This is a genomic window from Candidatus Thiothrix phosphatis, assembly GCF_035668035.1.
Classification (GTDB): Bacteria; Pseudomonadota; Gammaproteobacteria; order Thiotrichales; family Thiotrichaceae; genus Thiothrix; species Thiothrix phosphatis.
In genome coordinates this window covers 14,340-28,825 of sequence record NZ_JAYMYJ010000014.1, presented here as the reverse complement: position 1 = coordinate 28,825, position 14,486 = coordinate 14,340, and the positions used below count along the sequence as shown (strand labels likewise).

General features: G+C 53.3%; 10 protein-coding genes and 1 CRISPR repeat array. Of the genes, 8 read left to right on the top strand and 2 right to left on the bottom strand.

Annotation, left to right across the window (positions count from 1 at the left end):
* The 3 genes from csx2 to csx16 form a co-directional block, all read left to right on the top strand.
* Positions 1 to 1,255, top strand: a 1,255-nt coding sequence (csx2, locus tag VSS37_RS01845) for a TIGR02221 family CRISPR-associated protein (RefSeq protein ID WP_324692912.1), incomplete at its 5' end; no start/stop codon positions are given.
* A gap of 19 nt (positions 1,256 to 1,274) precedes the next feature.
* Positions 1,275 to 2,399 carry a CRISPR-associated ring nuclease Csm6 gene (gene csm6 / locus VSS37_RS01840; RefSeq protein WP_324692911.1) on the top strand — a complete coding sequence of 375 codons (1,125 nt, stop codon included), beginning with the start codon at positions 1,275 to 1,277 and terminating at the stop codon, positions 2,397 to 2,399.
* 778 nt (positions 2,400 to 3,177) lie between these two features.
* Positions 3,178 to 3,699: a CRISPR direct-repeat array (repeat unit 36 nt; unit sequence GTTTGAATACCGCCCTGTTTGAAAAGGGATTAAGAC).
* 140 nt (positions 3,700 to 3,839) lie between these two features.
* Positions 3,840 to 4,130: a CRISPR-associated protein Csx16 gene (gene csx16 / locus VSS37_RS01835; RefSeq protein ID WP_324692910.1), complete on the top strand. Its 291-nt coding sequence runs from the start codon at positions 3,840 to 3,842 to the stop codon at positions 4,128 to 4,130.
* A 65-nt stretch (positions 4,131 to 4,195) separates the two neighbouring features.
* Here the strand turns inward: csx16 and VSS37_RS01830 are convergent, their stop codons facing one another.
* On the bottom strand, positions 4,196 to 5,743 hold the full coding sequence (locus VSS37_RS01830; protein ID WP_324692909.1) for a PD-(D/E)XK nuclease domain-containing ATP-binding protein: 1,548 nt from the start codon (positions 5,741 to 5,743) through the stop codon (positions 4,196 to 4,198).
* A 122-nt stretch (positions 5,744 to 5,865) separates the two neighbouring features.
* A complete protein-coding gene (locus tag VSS37_RS01825; RefSeq protein WP_324692908.1) occupies positions 5,866 to 6,456 on the bottom strand; it encodes a uracil-DNA glycosylase family protein in 591 nt (196 codons plus the stop codon).
* 90 nt (positions 6,457 to 6,546) lie between these two features.
* Between VSS37_RS01825 and VSS37_RS01820 the strand changes: the two genes are divergently transcribed.
* The 5 genes from VSS37_RS01820 (at position 6,547) to VSS37_RS01800 (ending at position 14,472) form a co-directional block, all read left to right on the top strand.
* Positions 6,547 to 7,788 carry an alpha/beta hydrolase family protein gene (locus tag VSS37_RS01820; RefSeq protein ID WP_324692907.1) on the top strand — a complete coding sequence of 414 codons (1,242 nt, stop codon included), beginning with the start codon at positions 6,547 to 6,549 and terminating at the stop codon, positions 7,786 to 7,788.
* 165 nt (positions 7,789 to 7,953) lie between these two features.
* Positions 7,954 to 8,343, top strand: a complete 390-nt coding sequence (locus tag VSS37_RS01815; protein WP_324692906.1) for a hypothetical protein — start codon at positions 7,954 to 7,956, stop codon at positions 8,341 to 8,343.
* 109 nt (positions 8,344 to 8,452) lie between these two features.
* The gene (locus VSS37_RS01810) at positions 8,453 to 9,616 is read left to right on the top strand and encodes a glycosyltransferase (RefSeq protein ID WP_324692905.1); all 1,164 of its coding nucleotides are present in this window, start codon (positions 8,453 to 8,455) and stop codon (positions 9,614 to 9,616) included.
* Positions 9,613 to 13,569 (top strand): glycosyltransferase family 2 protein, encoded by a 3,957-nt coding sequence (locus VSS37_RS01805; RefSeq protein WP_324692904.1) that lies wholly within the window; start codon positions 9,613 to 9,615, stop codon positions 13,567 to 13,569. The genes VSS37_RS01810 and VSS37_RS01805 overlap by 4 nt, the downstream gene beginning before the upstream one ends.
* A gap of 51 nt (positions 13,570 to 13,620) precedes the next feature.
* A complete protein-coding gene (locus VSS37_RS01800) occupies positions 13,621 to 14,472 on the top strand; it encodes a beta-1,6-N-acetylglucosaminyltransferase (protein WP_324692903.1) in 852 nt (283 codons plus the stop codon).
* Positions 14,473 to 14,486: the final 14 nt, after the last annotated feature.

The window sequence follows — 14,486 nt, the reverse complement described above, 5'->3', positions numbered from 1 at the left end:
GTCAAACTATGCACGTCTCCCCGGCAAAGCCGGGGGATTTCCCAATAGATTAAAGGACACGTTGATGACCCAACCCCTACTGATCAGCTTTCTCGGCAAAAACACGCTTGACCCCATCAAGGGCTACCGTACCGCCAATTACGTCATTGACGGCCAGACTTACACCACGGCCTATTTCGGCTTTGCCTTGGCCCAACATTTGCGCCCCGCCAAAATGGTGTTGCTGGGCACTTCTGGCAGCATGTGGGATGTGCTGATTGAAGCCCATGCCGCCGACGGGCAACAGGAAGAGGCACGCCTGCGCCTGCTGGATCTGGCGCAGAACAACCGCGTTGACGCCGCCATCCTGGATGAACTGGCACCAATGATCGAAAAGCACCTGGGTTGCCCGGTGGAGATGAAAATCATCCCCTACGCCCGCGACACCAACGAACAGCTAGCCATCCTCACCACCATTGCCGCCGCCGTCCAGCCTCAGCAGGAAGTTGTGCTGGACATCACCCACGGGTTCCGCCACCTGCCGATGCTGGGGTTGGTGGCTGCCCACTACCTCGAGCGGGTCAAACAGGTGCGCGTGCAAGGCTTGTACTACGGCGCGCTGGACATGAGCAGCGAGGGCAAAACCCCGGTGCTGGATTTGCGCGGCATGTTGCAGACCATGGAGTGGATTCGGGCATTTGCCGCCTATGACGCCAGCGGCAACTACGCCCCGTTTGCTGACATGCTGGCGGATGAAGGCTGGAGCGCTGCGGAGTGCAACACCCTGCGTGAGGCCGCCTTTTTCGAGCGCACCACCAATATCGTCAAGGCCAAGGAAAAACTCAGCGGCCTGAAACCAGCGCTGGAACGGCGCGGTTCGGCTTTCCTACGCCTGTTCGGTGATGAGCTGCAAAAGCGCTTGTCCTGGTGGCGTTCACCGCAACGGGCAGACTGGGAAATCAGCCTCGCGCAAACCTACTACGACAAGGGGGACTACCTGCGCGCCAGCATTTTCACCCAGGAAGCCTGCCTGAGCGCATCCCTGCCCGCCAACCAGCAAAATGAATTCAGCGACCAGCGCGAAGCCAACCGCACAACGATGCAAAAGGCCGATGGGCGCTTTCTCCGCCTCAGCCATATCCGCAACGGCATGGCGCATGGCGTCAAGGGCTGGCAGCAGGAATCCGCCAAGGTGCTGCAAAAAGAACAATCCCTACGTGCCACTTTGGGTGATTTCATCAAGAACTGGCGCACACTCGGCAAAACACCCGCATAAATCCAACGAGGCACCAACAATGACAACAACCAACCCAAGCCACCCAGAACAGTACCCAAGGCGCATCCTGCTGACCCTGGCCGGGCATTCCCCCGCCATTATCACCGAAGTGCTATACGCCCTGACCCAAACCCGCCAGCCTGCCTGGCTGCCGACCGAAATCCGAATCATCACCACCAAAAGTGGCAAACAAAAACTGATGGAGGGTTTATTGGGAGAAAACGGCGCATTACAGCACTTGTGCAACGACTACAACATCAGGCTTCCACAGGTCACTGAACAACATATCCATGTCATCACCCGCGATCAGCAGGAGCTGGAAGACATCCAGACAGATGCGGACAACACCGCAGCGGCTGACTTCATCACCGAGCTGGTGCAACGCCTGACAGAAGACCACGATAGTAGCCTGCACGTATCCATCGCCGGTGGGCGCAAGACCATGACCTATTACCTTGGTTACGCCCTGTCGCTGTTTGGGCGCATGCAGGATCGCCTGTCACACGTCCTGGTGGATGAAAACCGCATCAGCCGTGATTTCTTCTACCCAGCCCCCAATTCAGATATTACCGTCATGCTGGCTGACATCCCGTTTGTACGCCTGCGCGAAGGCTTGGGTTTTGCCAAAGCCCTCAGCGAAGGCGAATACACCTTCAACCGGGCAGTAGAGCTGGTGCAGCAGCAGTTTTCCGGCATCCAGATAGAACTGGTCAACGGTCAGTTGTATGCCAGCCGCATCCGGGTGACTCACGGAAAATTCGGGCGCACCAGTCTCGCCGTGTATGTATGGTTATTGCTGCGCCACCGTGCCGGGCAGGAACCCATCCGCTACAAAAGCAAGGATGACACCCCCAACCACGAATACAGCCGGGAACTGCTGGCGGTATACCGTCAGTTGCATGGTGACAAAGGCATCAACAAAATGGAAAACGCCATCGAAGCCACCGGCCTGAGGGCAGATTACCTGCGCCCACACCTCAAGCATTGCAACACAGCACTGGAACATTCCCTCAACAAGGCAGCCGTCCATTATCAGATCCAGAGTATTGAGTCTGGTGGTTATGTCTACTACCCACTGCCCACCGCACTGACAGCAGCCAATATCCATTTGCCTATCGATCTGGAAAAGTTCGCACGTTTGTAATCCCCTCCAAACAACCGGCTTCCCTTCATACTGTCTCCATCACAACCCCTGATGGAGACAACAACATGAACAAGATCATCCACCCACACTTCCCCACTCACCCACGCCCGTTCCCACTACGCCTGCCGACCGACAACACCCCGGCCTGGTGGGACATCATCCTGCGCTAAACGCCACCCCAACCCCCGACCGATGGCAAGTTGGCACGCTTGCCATCCAAGGGAAACCCCAACCAATACCGTAACCTATGCATCCCTAAACCCAGGAGAACAACATGATCCCGCTGATCATTCTTGCCCTAATGGCCAAAAGCGCCTACGACAGCCAGCGCATCGATACGCTCGAAAAACGCAACCACAACGACTGAAACCAACCCAAACAGGAGAACCACCATGCCGCAAACTTGCACCCCAGACCCAAGCTGCGAACTGATCAAGAAAATCATCAAGATCATCACCCAGCGCTGACCCAACCACTCCCCACCCACGGCAGCCCTACGGGGCTGCCCAACCCTCACGAATCCAATAATCCTTGCCGTGATGAGAAGGAAAGCACAAAAGAAGGTAGCTTGTGACCTGCTTTTTGCTGCATAATTAGCCTAATGCAAGCGTTATCCGCCTGCCGCCATTTAACAAATACCATTAACGATTTGCTTTAAATTTAGTCTTTTTGTATCCAAACGAGGTGAGCCAAAATGCTAACTCTGAAGTGCCCATTTGATGTCAAAAATTCAGCACCGCAAGTTGTTGAAACCACAGTGTTTCCGACGAACGGCGGGGTTTGAATACCGCCCTGTTTGAAAAGGGATTAAGACGATGTCGTTCTCGTGTTTCAATCAGGTCTGTCTTGTTTGAATACCGCCCTGTTTGAAAAGGGATTAAGACAGACAGTCCACTGTAATCCGACAAAGGCCGATGGTTTGAATACCGCCCTGTTTGAAAAGGGATTAAGACCCAATTTCATAAACTATTCTCCTTGATAATTGACGTTTGAATACCGCCCTGTTTGAAAAGGGATTAAGACGACGGGAATTAATCCGGAAGTAGACAGATGCGCCGTTTGAATACCGCCCTGTTTGAAAAGGGATTAAGACACAATGAACTCGCTCGATGGAACGATCGTGTCCTGTTTGAATACCGCCCTGTTTGAAAAGGGATTAAGACATCTTGCTTTTTCCATATGAAGGTTGTATTCCGTTTGAATACCGCCCTGTTTGAAAAGGGATTAAGACGTTGCTTCCGTTACTGAAAGCTCTTCAGCAACAGTTTGAATACCGCCCTGTTTGAGAAGGGATTAATAGGTAAGTTCAGGGGCCTGCCTATACCAACCCTGCCGCCAAGGACGCCGGTGCACCCAGCATGGCGCAACAAGCTTGCCAACCTCGCCAGTTCCCCCGCCTGCCGCTAAACTGACCCGCTTTACCAACCAGCAGAGGGCACCATGACCACCTATTTCATTTCCCGCCACCCCGGGGCCGTCGATTGGGCGGAGGCGGAAGGCTTCCACGTCGACCAGCGGCTGGCGCATTTTTCCGTCGACATCGTGCAACCGGGCGACACCGTCCTCGGCACGCTGCCGATCAACCTGGTGGCGGATGTGAATGCGCGCGGCGGGCGCTATTTCCACCTGACGCTGGAGCTGCCCGCCGACATGCGTGGCCGGGAACTGAGCGCCGCCGACATGCGCCGTTACGGGGCGCGGCTGGAAAGCTATTCGGCACAACGGCACTGAGCGGGGGCGGCAGGTTTCCCTATGATCAAGGCTCGGCCAGCGGCAGGAACGGGATTATGGGCGAATCAGCCGAGCGTTTCCGCCTTCCAGCCTTCCACCGTTTTGGCTTCGCTGCTGAAATTGACGCCGACCAGCACCTTTTCCCGCGAATCGGCGCGGTATCGTTCAGCGTAGCCTTTGTCCTTGATCTGCCGCAACGCCGCCGCCGCGCTTTTGTCCAGCTTGAACTCGATCACATAGATGTGGGCCGGGGTTTTCACCACGCAATCCAGCCGCCCGTCACTGGTGTTGACTTCGCTTTCGGTGTACAGCCCCAGATAGAAAAACACCAGATAAATCAGGCTGTGGTAGTAATGCTCCGCATTGGCGATGAAAATCTGTGAGGGGATGGTCTTGAAAATGCTTTTTACCAACATGATCACCCGCTCCAGGTCATTGGCCGCAAACGCCTTGTACAAATCCACCACCAACGGCGTGCTGAACGGGGTCTGGGTATGGCGCAGGTCGCTGATGATGTATTCCAGCAGCGCCTCCCGCACTTCGGCATTCGGGTAATCGAGGGTGTATGTGCCCAGCCCGTCTTTGGCCTTGATGGTCAGGTAGCCGGTCTGGAACAGGATCGGCACCGCCTGCAAGGATTCGATGTCATAACTGGCGAAGCTGCGCTCGCTGGCTTCCAGGTTGTCCAGCTTGTACAAATGCTGTTCCTTCAGCAGCTTGAGCAGGAAAGTCGGCGTGCCGGTCTCAAACCAGAAATTGCGGAAATCGCCCGCACTGAAAAAACACAGAATCGAAAACGGGTTGTAGACGCGGGTGCGCCCGTCCCAACTGTAGCCGTTGTACCAGGCACGCACCTTCTCCAGCAGGGCGGGGCGGCCCATGCCTTGGTACGCCTCCACTTCCGCCATATAAGGTTCAAAATACTGCTCCAGTTCTGCCTGGGTATAACCCACCAGCGCCGCATAATGGCGGTCAAAGGTCAAATCCTTGAGGTGGTTGAGATCAGAAAAAATCGACACCTTGCTAAACTTTGACACGCCGGTGATGAGCATGAATTCCAGGTACGCGTCGCTATCCTTGATCACCGAATAGAAAATTTTCAGGGTTTGCTGGTTGGCTTGCGCCTGCGGCAGATCGTCAAGAAAGTCGATCAGCGGCTTGTCGTATTCATCGACCAGCAGCACCACCTTGCCGTCACGTTGCGCCAGTTGCCGCAGCAATTCGTGGAACTGGCGGTCAATCTCCTGCTCCTGCAAGGCAATGCCCATACGCTGGCTGATGGAGCGCAATTCGGCGGCGATCGCCGCTTCCAGCCCCAGGGTGCGATAGCCGATGCTGCTGAATGAAATATGCACCACTGGCTGCGTCTTGCCCCAATCCCACTGCCCTTCCAGCCACAAGCCCTGGAACAGCTCACTCCTGCCCCGGTACAGGTAGCTGATGGTGGAAAGGGTCAGCGACTTGCCGAAACGGCGCGGGCGCGACAGGAAATAGTATTTGCCGGAAGTAAGCAGGCGGTGGATATATTGGGTCTTGTCCACGTACAGGTAGCCGCCGCCGATGACTTCATTGAAATCCTGTAAGCCGATGGGCAATTTCAGGGGTTTGCTCATACCAATCCTGCCGTCGGGTACTGATACGCCCAGTATAGCATGGCCCGCTTGCCAGCCCGCCAAATCATGGACGTTGATCTGGAAGAAGAATGCACTGAAAGTTTATCCAGATGTCGCCATGATCACTCCTCCGCCAGCACCTTGCTAACCCGTTCCCGCAACAGCGGAACAATCTCCTCCTCCACCCACGGGTTCTGTTTGAACCAGCGGATATTGCGTGGGCTGGGGTGCGGCAACGGCAGGTATTGCGGCCAATATTCCCGCCATGCCCGCACCGTTTCCGTCAGGCTCTTTTTCCGGCGGCCACCCAGATGCCATGCTTGGGCGTATTGCCCGAACAATAGCGTCAACCCCACTTCCGGCATCCGTTCCAGCAATTGCCTGCGCCACGCGGCGGCGCATTCCGGACGCGGCGGCAAATCCCCGCCCTTGCCCGTTCCCGGATAACAGAACCCCATTGGCACGATGGCGATGTGCGGCGAGTGGTAAAACGTTTCCCGATCTATCCCCAACCAGTTGCGCAGGCGGTCACCGCTGGGGTCGTTGAAGGGCAGCCCGGTTGCATGCACCCGCCTGCCAGGAGCCTGCCCCACAATCAACAAACGTGCCGTTGGGCGGGCGATCAGCACCGGATTTGCCCCCAAAGGTAGATACTCCCCACACAAGCGGCAGGATTTGATAGCTTGCAATAAGGCAACGAATTCTGTATCCATTTAGCCACACCGTTTCTTTACTCAATATATTTTATGAGCAATAATAGTTTTTACTTTTTAATCAGTACAATTAAACCGGAGCTTACCGCCATGCCATCCACACCCTACCGCAAACTGATGCGTTCCGCCTGTGTCCTGTTGGCCTCAACCCTGTTGCTGGCGGCATGTGGCGGGGGTGGCGGCAGTGCTAGTGTTGCGCAAACCGAAACAACGAACAACGGCGGCACTGGCGGCGGCACAACCAGCGGAGCAACCTCATCCACGATTCCGGAACGTATCAAAAATGCGCGCGGCGCGTTGCTCGACGGGCAACTGGTAACAACCAACAGCATTGGGGAAAGCACCGCCGCAATCGCCAACCCGGTTTCCAAAGCGCCTGCGGTCATCCCGCTCTACGCGGTCAGCCAATACCGCCTGACCTACCTGACCGTGGATGGCGGCGGCAACCTGACTGAAGCTTCCGGCGTCCTCGCCATTCCGCAGAAACCGGCGGGAGCCAAAAGCCCGCTGTTGAGCTTTCAGCACGGCACCATCTTCTACGACCGGGAAGCGCCCAGCAATGACGCCGCTGCCACCTCGCCCGTCAATATCATTGCCTCCCTCGGCTATGTTGTGGCAGCGGCGGATTACATCGGTTACGGAGCCTCACGCGGCAAAGCCCACCCTTATTTGCAGGCGGTGCCCTCCGCTGCCGCAGTGACGGACTTTCTGACCGCCGCGCAACAATGGCTGGCGGAACAACGCCAACCGCTCAACGGCCAGTTGTTCCTGACGGGCTATTCCGAAGGCGGCTATGTGACGTTGGCAGCACAACGGGCACTGGAGGCGGCGGGCGTCCCGATCACCGCCAGCGTTGCGGGGGCCGGCCCTTACGACCTGCAATACACACTGGATGAATTGCTCAGTACCAAAGCATTGCTGGCTGGCGCAGGCAGCGCCTTAGGATTGGGACGCCCCGCCGCCAAATATCCCGGCAAGTTTGACGAAGCGATGGTGGATACGCTGTTGTATATTCTTGTCCCCAAGAACAGCGATGTAGCCTTCGACAAGACGTTTCTGATGGACTGGATGGCGGATGATTACACCACCATGTACAACAACAGCGTTTATGACTGGCAAGTGAAGACCCCTACCCGCCTGACCCACGGACGTGACGACGAAACCGTGCCATTCGGCAACTCCACCCGCGCGCTGGCGGCCATGCGGGCGCGCAGTACGCCTGACATTGATTTAGTGGAATGTATTTCAGTCCCTTCTGACCACACCAACTGCATCAAACCTTACGCCCAGCTCATGACGGAATACTTCAGCCTGTTTGCGCATGACATGTAATATTTTCATTACATAATCAATTAATTACAATTGATTAAATATATTGCAATCTGTTACAATTTTTTACAAAAAACCATCTATATTGGCTTGTTTTTTATTCATTGACGCTATAAAATCGCCAATTGTGATTAATTTTATTTATGTTTAAACTCAGGGGTCTTGACTATGCCACCAAAATTTCCACTTGACGAGGCGAAGCTACGTAAACTGTTGCTTGCCTCCAAAAGCACCGTTGTTGTCGCCGCGCTCTCCAGCGGCGTGGCTGCTGCCGCTTGCCCAACCTTCCCGGAATTCGGCTATTACGCCAAAAACATCATGTGCAGTAAAATTCCGGCAGGAACTCACGTTGAAGTGACACGCCAACCTACGCATGGTTCGCTGGTTTTCACTGATTATCTCAAGGATGGCGTCGTTGACGACGTATTCTATATGGCACAGGGCGACAATATGCCTGACTCCTTTGGCTTTACAACCACCGGCACAGGTGGGGCGGTTACAGGCGCAGGCGACAAAGTCTTTACAATGGATGACCTGAACGGCTACGGTGGCCTCTAAAGCAATCCTTCATTCATCCCACTGTTTCCACTGATGCGGGGCCATTGATCATATGGCCTCTGTTTTGTTCAGTTGGGAGCTTGGTTCTGGCCTTGGGCATTTAAACCGAATGCTGCAAGTTGCCCGTGCCTTACAACAGCAAGGGCATTGGGTCAGCATTGCGGCGCGGGACTTGCGCCAGATACAACAAGTCGTCCGGCAACATGACCGTATCCGCTGGTTTCAGGCTCCGGTATGGTTGTCTGCCATTGGTGGCCATATGCCTTCCGCCACTTATGCGGAATTGTTGTTTGCCGCCGGTTTTGGGAAGCTCTCCGAATTGCTGGGGTTGGTGCGGGGATGGCATTCCCTGTTTGCCGCCCTCCAGCCGGATCTGCTGATTGCGGATCATGCACCTGTCAGCCTGTTGAGCGCCCATGGCCTGCCATTCAAGAAAGTGACCATCGGCACCGGTTTTTATTACCCGCCCCCTGTCAGCCCCTGCCCTGTTTTCAGAAACTGGGCAATGGTTGCTGAATCACGCGTGCTCCAAGCTGAACAACAAGCCTTGGCGAATGCCAATCAGGTGCTGGCGGTATTAGGCCGTCCAAAACTCCAGCATTTGCATGAACTGTTTGCAACAGACGCCTGCTTCCTGACGGTTTGGCCAGAACTTGACCATTACTATCCGCGCCAGGGACAAAGGCACACCTACACCGGCCCATTGATTGAACAAAGTGACGGTATAAACCCAACATGGCCGCCTGTTCATGGGCGCAAAATATTCGCCTACCTGAAGGCAAGTTACCCCGCACTTCCCCAGGCTTTGCAGATATTGGCCAACAGCAATGTTTGCGTATTGGCGTATGTCGCAGGCCTTGGCCGTGAGCAAATGCCACAATATGCCTCCCCTTCGCTGGCGTTCGCCCTACAACCCGTACAGTTTGCAGCTGCTTTGCAGACAGCGGATCTCATCGTGTGCCACGGCGGCATGGGAACGGTTTCAGCTGCGCTGCAAGCCGGTACGCCGGTGCTGGCGTTGCCGATGCATGCAGAGCAACGCATCACCGGCGAGCGTCTGGCTGCGCTGGGATGCGGCAACTACCTGACGGCAGAGGAGGTTTCCCCAAAGCTGGCCGATAACCTGTGCGAATGGTCCAGTGTCCAGTTGGATAGGGCAAGGTTGGACGCCTTCCGTCATTCTCGCCCAGCGATCACCAACAGCGCCGTTATTGAACGAATAGTTAACCATTGCGAAACCCTGCTTTGTCAGGAATTGAGTGTCCACACATGACAGCACAGATCGACCCCCACAATCTCCAACCCCTGATACAGTCGGCCCAGCATGATCTGGTCAACAAGCAATATCTGGACGCCCTCAACAAGGCCATGCAGGTATTAAATATTGACGCGCGCCAGATGCTGCCCTACCAGATAGCGGAACAAGCAGCCATTGAATTGGGTGAATTCGAACTGGCCAGGCATTTTCTCCTGTTCAAACCTTCCGCCCCTTTATCGGCAACTCCCCGCGAAAGGGGCAGAAATCCTGCCCTGCCGCCGCATTTTTGCTTGCCGCCGGTTATTGGCGACGGCAACGACTACCGGCATATCCTGGAACGCACCGAAATTTTCAAGGCGTCCCAACAACCGTATGCCAAAACCGTTTCCATCATCATCCCGACCTATAACCGTCGGGAGTTGCTCGCCAACACGCTGGCCGCGCTGACCCATCAAACCTATCCGCAGGCCTTGATTGACATCATTGTCGTGGATGACGGCAGCCATGATGAAACCCTTGAAATTATTCGAAAGTATGAGAAAAAGCTGAGGCTTTACTACGCCCGCCAAAAGGATAACGGCTACCGGCTGGCAGCAGCCAGAAACATGGGGCTGCGGCTCGCCAAAAGTGACGCCATCATTTTCATGGACGCAGACATTTTGCCTCCCCCCAGTACCGTCGAAACCTATATGCAAGTGCTGCATGTGGCGGATGACTGCGTCCTGATCGGGCACCGGCGTTACGTGGATGTTTCGGGCATTACCGACGACCAGATCCTGAACGATCCCCAGACCATTGATGCTCTGGAAAATATTAATCCTGTCAACGATGTGTCCAACGCCCAGGATGAAAATGGCGCGTCTGTTGACTGGCGGTTTGCCGTTTATGACAAGACAGAGTTTCTCATCAAGCACTTGTGGCCGTTCACCGCCGCTGCTGGCGGCAATCTGGCCTTCCCACGGCACCTGATCGAGAAAGGCGGCCATGTTGACGAAGCGTTCGCCGCCTGGGGATGTGAAGACCTGGAGCATGGCTATCGCCTGTACAATGCAGGTGCCTACTTCATCCCCATGATGGATATTGTTTGCCTGCATCAGGAACCTGCCGCCCTGCAAGCGCAAGCAACACCAACAGATGCTGAAGGCAAAAGTTTCCGCGCCGCCGGGCATGACATCACCAAGCCCATCCTAGCCAATAAATGCCCAGTCCCTTATGTGCGCACCAACACGCCTGGCGTCATTTTCGAAATCCCCAAAGTGTCCATTTACATCCCCGCCTACAATGCCGAACGCTATCTGGTGGCGGCTGTGCAAAGCTGCCTGGGCCAAACCTATGACGACTTGGAAGTGGTGATTTGCGATGACGGCTCCACGGACAGGACACTGGCCTTGCTGGAAGAACATTTCAGCGACAACCCCAGAGTCCGCTGGATTTCACAACCTAATGGCGGCATCGGCAAAGCCACCAATACGGCCATCCGGCATTGCCGGGGCATGTACATCGCCCAACTGGATGCAGATGACCTGCTGAAGCCCGAGGCTGTGCAAATATGCGCAGACATGCTGGACAGAAGGCTGGCGGATGCTGTTTACACTGACTGCGATTATATTGACGAAACCAGCAACTATATCCGTGACGGCTGGTGCGGCGGCCATTTTTCCCGTGAATGGATGGCAACTGGCATGATCGCCACCCATTTCCGCATGTTCAGGAAGCGGCTTTGGTCACGCATCAGCGGCTGCAATGAAACCATCAAAAATGCGGTGGATCTGGATTTATGGCTGAAGCTTTCCGAAAAAGGCCATGTCCTGCACATTCACCAAATTCTTTACAGCTACCGCTGGCATGGGGACAACACCTCCATCCTTCACCGCAAACAGCAGGAAAGCAACCATTTCAAAGTGGTGGTGGAGAGTTTTGCCCGGCGCGGCCTGGATCGCTTCTGGATGATCCAACCCAGGAACAATCCCTTGAACCCCCGTGAATTCATGGTCATGCCAACCGTGAACCCAACACCCGCCACTCCCCAGGATGTCATATTCCTGATCCCATCCTGTGAAAAATACCTAAGCAAACAATCTGCCATCCGGGAAACCTGGGCGCAGGATCTGGAAAAATTCGGTTTCCGCTATTTCTTCTTGCTTGGCAAGCCTGGCCTGTTAACGCCCATTATTGAAAAAGACACCTTATATGTTCCCTGCCAGGATGATTATGAACACTTGCTATTGAAACTGATATTAGGCTACCAATTCCTATACCGGAACATGGATTTTACCTATGTTTACAAATTAGATGATGATTGCTTCCCGCACTTGGAACGGATCGCCGCCTATATTCTTCCGCAATTGTCGGGAAAACAATATGCCGGAGGCTGCATACACCCAAAAGAAACCATCATGAACAACACATGGCATTATGGGAAATGCAGCGATCCCCAATTTGAACAACCCTATCCGACTGACAAACAACCCTTCGATTTCGCCAAGGGAGGGTATGGATACTTTTTGAGGCGTGATGTGCTCCCTGTCCTGTTTTCCAAACTGGAGGCATTGCAGGAAGAGCTCAAACAGTTCAAATATTCATATGAAGACCTTAGGATTGCCGAAATACTCAATCAAAGCAATATCACGGTTCACCCACTTGATTACTACACAATAACCAAAGAGATCCCGCACTTTTCCAATAAATGCACCGTTATTTTTGACATTGGCGAACCCGAAAACTTTTTCCGGATAAACCGCAGTTATAAAAATGGATATTCGAACCATTACCAAGGGGCCGTTGTCCTGATTTCATCCTCTCCGGACAGCGCAGCCGATCTCAACGCCACCCATTTGAATTCGGTTTTTGCGTATGCCTCTGGGTTTATCCAATATGGTTACAAACCTTATTACCTGCACACCAATAAGCTAGACTCGTTGTATGGCTTGCTAAGTTCACTGAAGCAGGAGTTTACTCACGTTATCGTGCATTGTGAGCAAAGCTATGGCTTAAATGCTGAACAAGATGGCGTCTCCCTTGCGGAAGCATTGCAAGTACCCTTTGTTTCCCATATTCGGGACTACGTATATTGCCCATGGACACGCAAAAATCTTGCCCACCTGTCAGAGTGGCACACCCTGTACCACACCGATAAGCTCTCCGCCGAGTACAGTCAGGAAATCCTGGGTGAAAAAGCCAAGCACAAATTCCTTCCGCATATTTATTTCAATAGCCACCCACTGGATTTTGGCGGAGAAAAGCCTTCATCCCGACGCCCCATCAATTTGCTCTACGTTGGCTCCTACCTCGACCCTGACAATTATCGCACTGATTTCTTGGAAAAATACCCAGACAGCAAAAAATTGTTCGATGATATAACCGAAGCAGCCTTATATAATTATCATCAGCCAATATGGGAAACCGTCCATGAGTTATGCCAGCAGCAAAATGGGGAAATGTTCCTTTCAGACCAGGAAAGTTTTCTGGAACTTATTTTCAATAGCGGTTTTTTCGTCCGCTGGAAGCGCCGCAACCTGATGTTAAGGAAAATTGCCCATTACCCGCTGACCATGATCTGGAGAGGGGAATTGCCGCCCGTGAAGCTGCACCCCGGCACTACCCTGCTGCCTCCGGCCAACATGGGGAAAACGCTGGAGCTGATGTCGGAATCCAAAGCCATGTTGATGATGCTGAACAGTTTTTCGCATTCGTTGAGCGAGCGCCTGCTATCGGCGATGCGCCATCATTGCTTAACCATCTGTAACAAAAACTCCCTGATTGAAGAAAGTTTCATACACGGCAGGGACATGCTGATGTTCGGCCCTCATTTCGAAGGGCTAGAAGAAGCCATCGAAACGGTGTTAAGCAACAGCCTGGATATTGAAGGCATGACCCATAACGCCTTCAGCCTTGTCAGTGACAGGTATGCGCCCATCCGTTATGTGGAGCAGGTATTGAAAGACCATGCCTTCCCCCCATTTAGCTAATGGCTGGCAATTTCTGCGAATCCGACCCCAAAATATCCAGGATAAACCCGTATGAACATAGCGTATCTGATACTTGAACACAATTCGCCAAATCATATACAGCGCCTGATCAATGCGCTCTCATCCAGTTCCTCCGTATTTTTTATACACCTGGACAAAAAGTCAGATATCAGACGCTACCTTCATCTTAAAGGCAGCAATATCATTTTCACCCTTAAACGTATTCCTGTGTTTTGGGGTGATTTTTCCCAAGTTGAAGCCAGCCTGGTTTTACTTCAGGCCGCATTCAACCACGAATACCATTTTGACCGCCTAGTCTTATTAAGTGGCTCAGATTATCCCCTGCATTCCCCGGCATTTATAGAGAAATTCTTTCTCGACCATCAAGATAAGGAATTCATGAACCTGCTGCCCCTCTCAGCAGAAACAAAGGGCAAATCACTGTCACGCATCACAACCTACCAAGCCCGTCATGGGGAACAGAATCCATCCGCCCCCCAACAACGGGACTACAAGGATTATCTCGGCGAGCTTATCCCTTATGGCGGATCAACTTGGTGGGCAATTTCACATGAAGCGGCCAAATTTATTTTAAACTTTGTGGCGACAGAAAAAACCATTGTCGACTTTTTCAAGAATACCGTTTGTCCTGATGAAACTTTTTTCCAAACGATTATCGGCAACTCACAATTCAATCAACAGGCCACAGTGAATATCACGTATGCTGATTGGAGTGAAGGAAAATCGAGTCCGGCTTATATCACAAACAAACATTTGCAATTATTTGCCCACCATATCCGGCTAGATGGCGGCGTAAAGTTATTTGCCAGAAAATTTTCGGACGACTCAGCAGATTTGGTTGCACAATTGGCGCAGCAGATAGCCAAACGTTCCTATTCGTAGAACGTCCATAAATA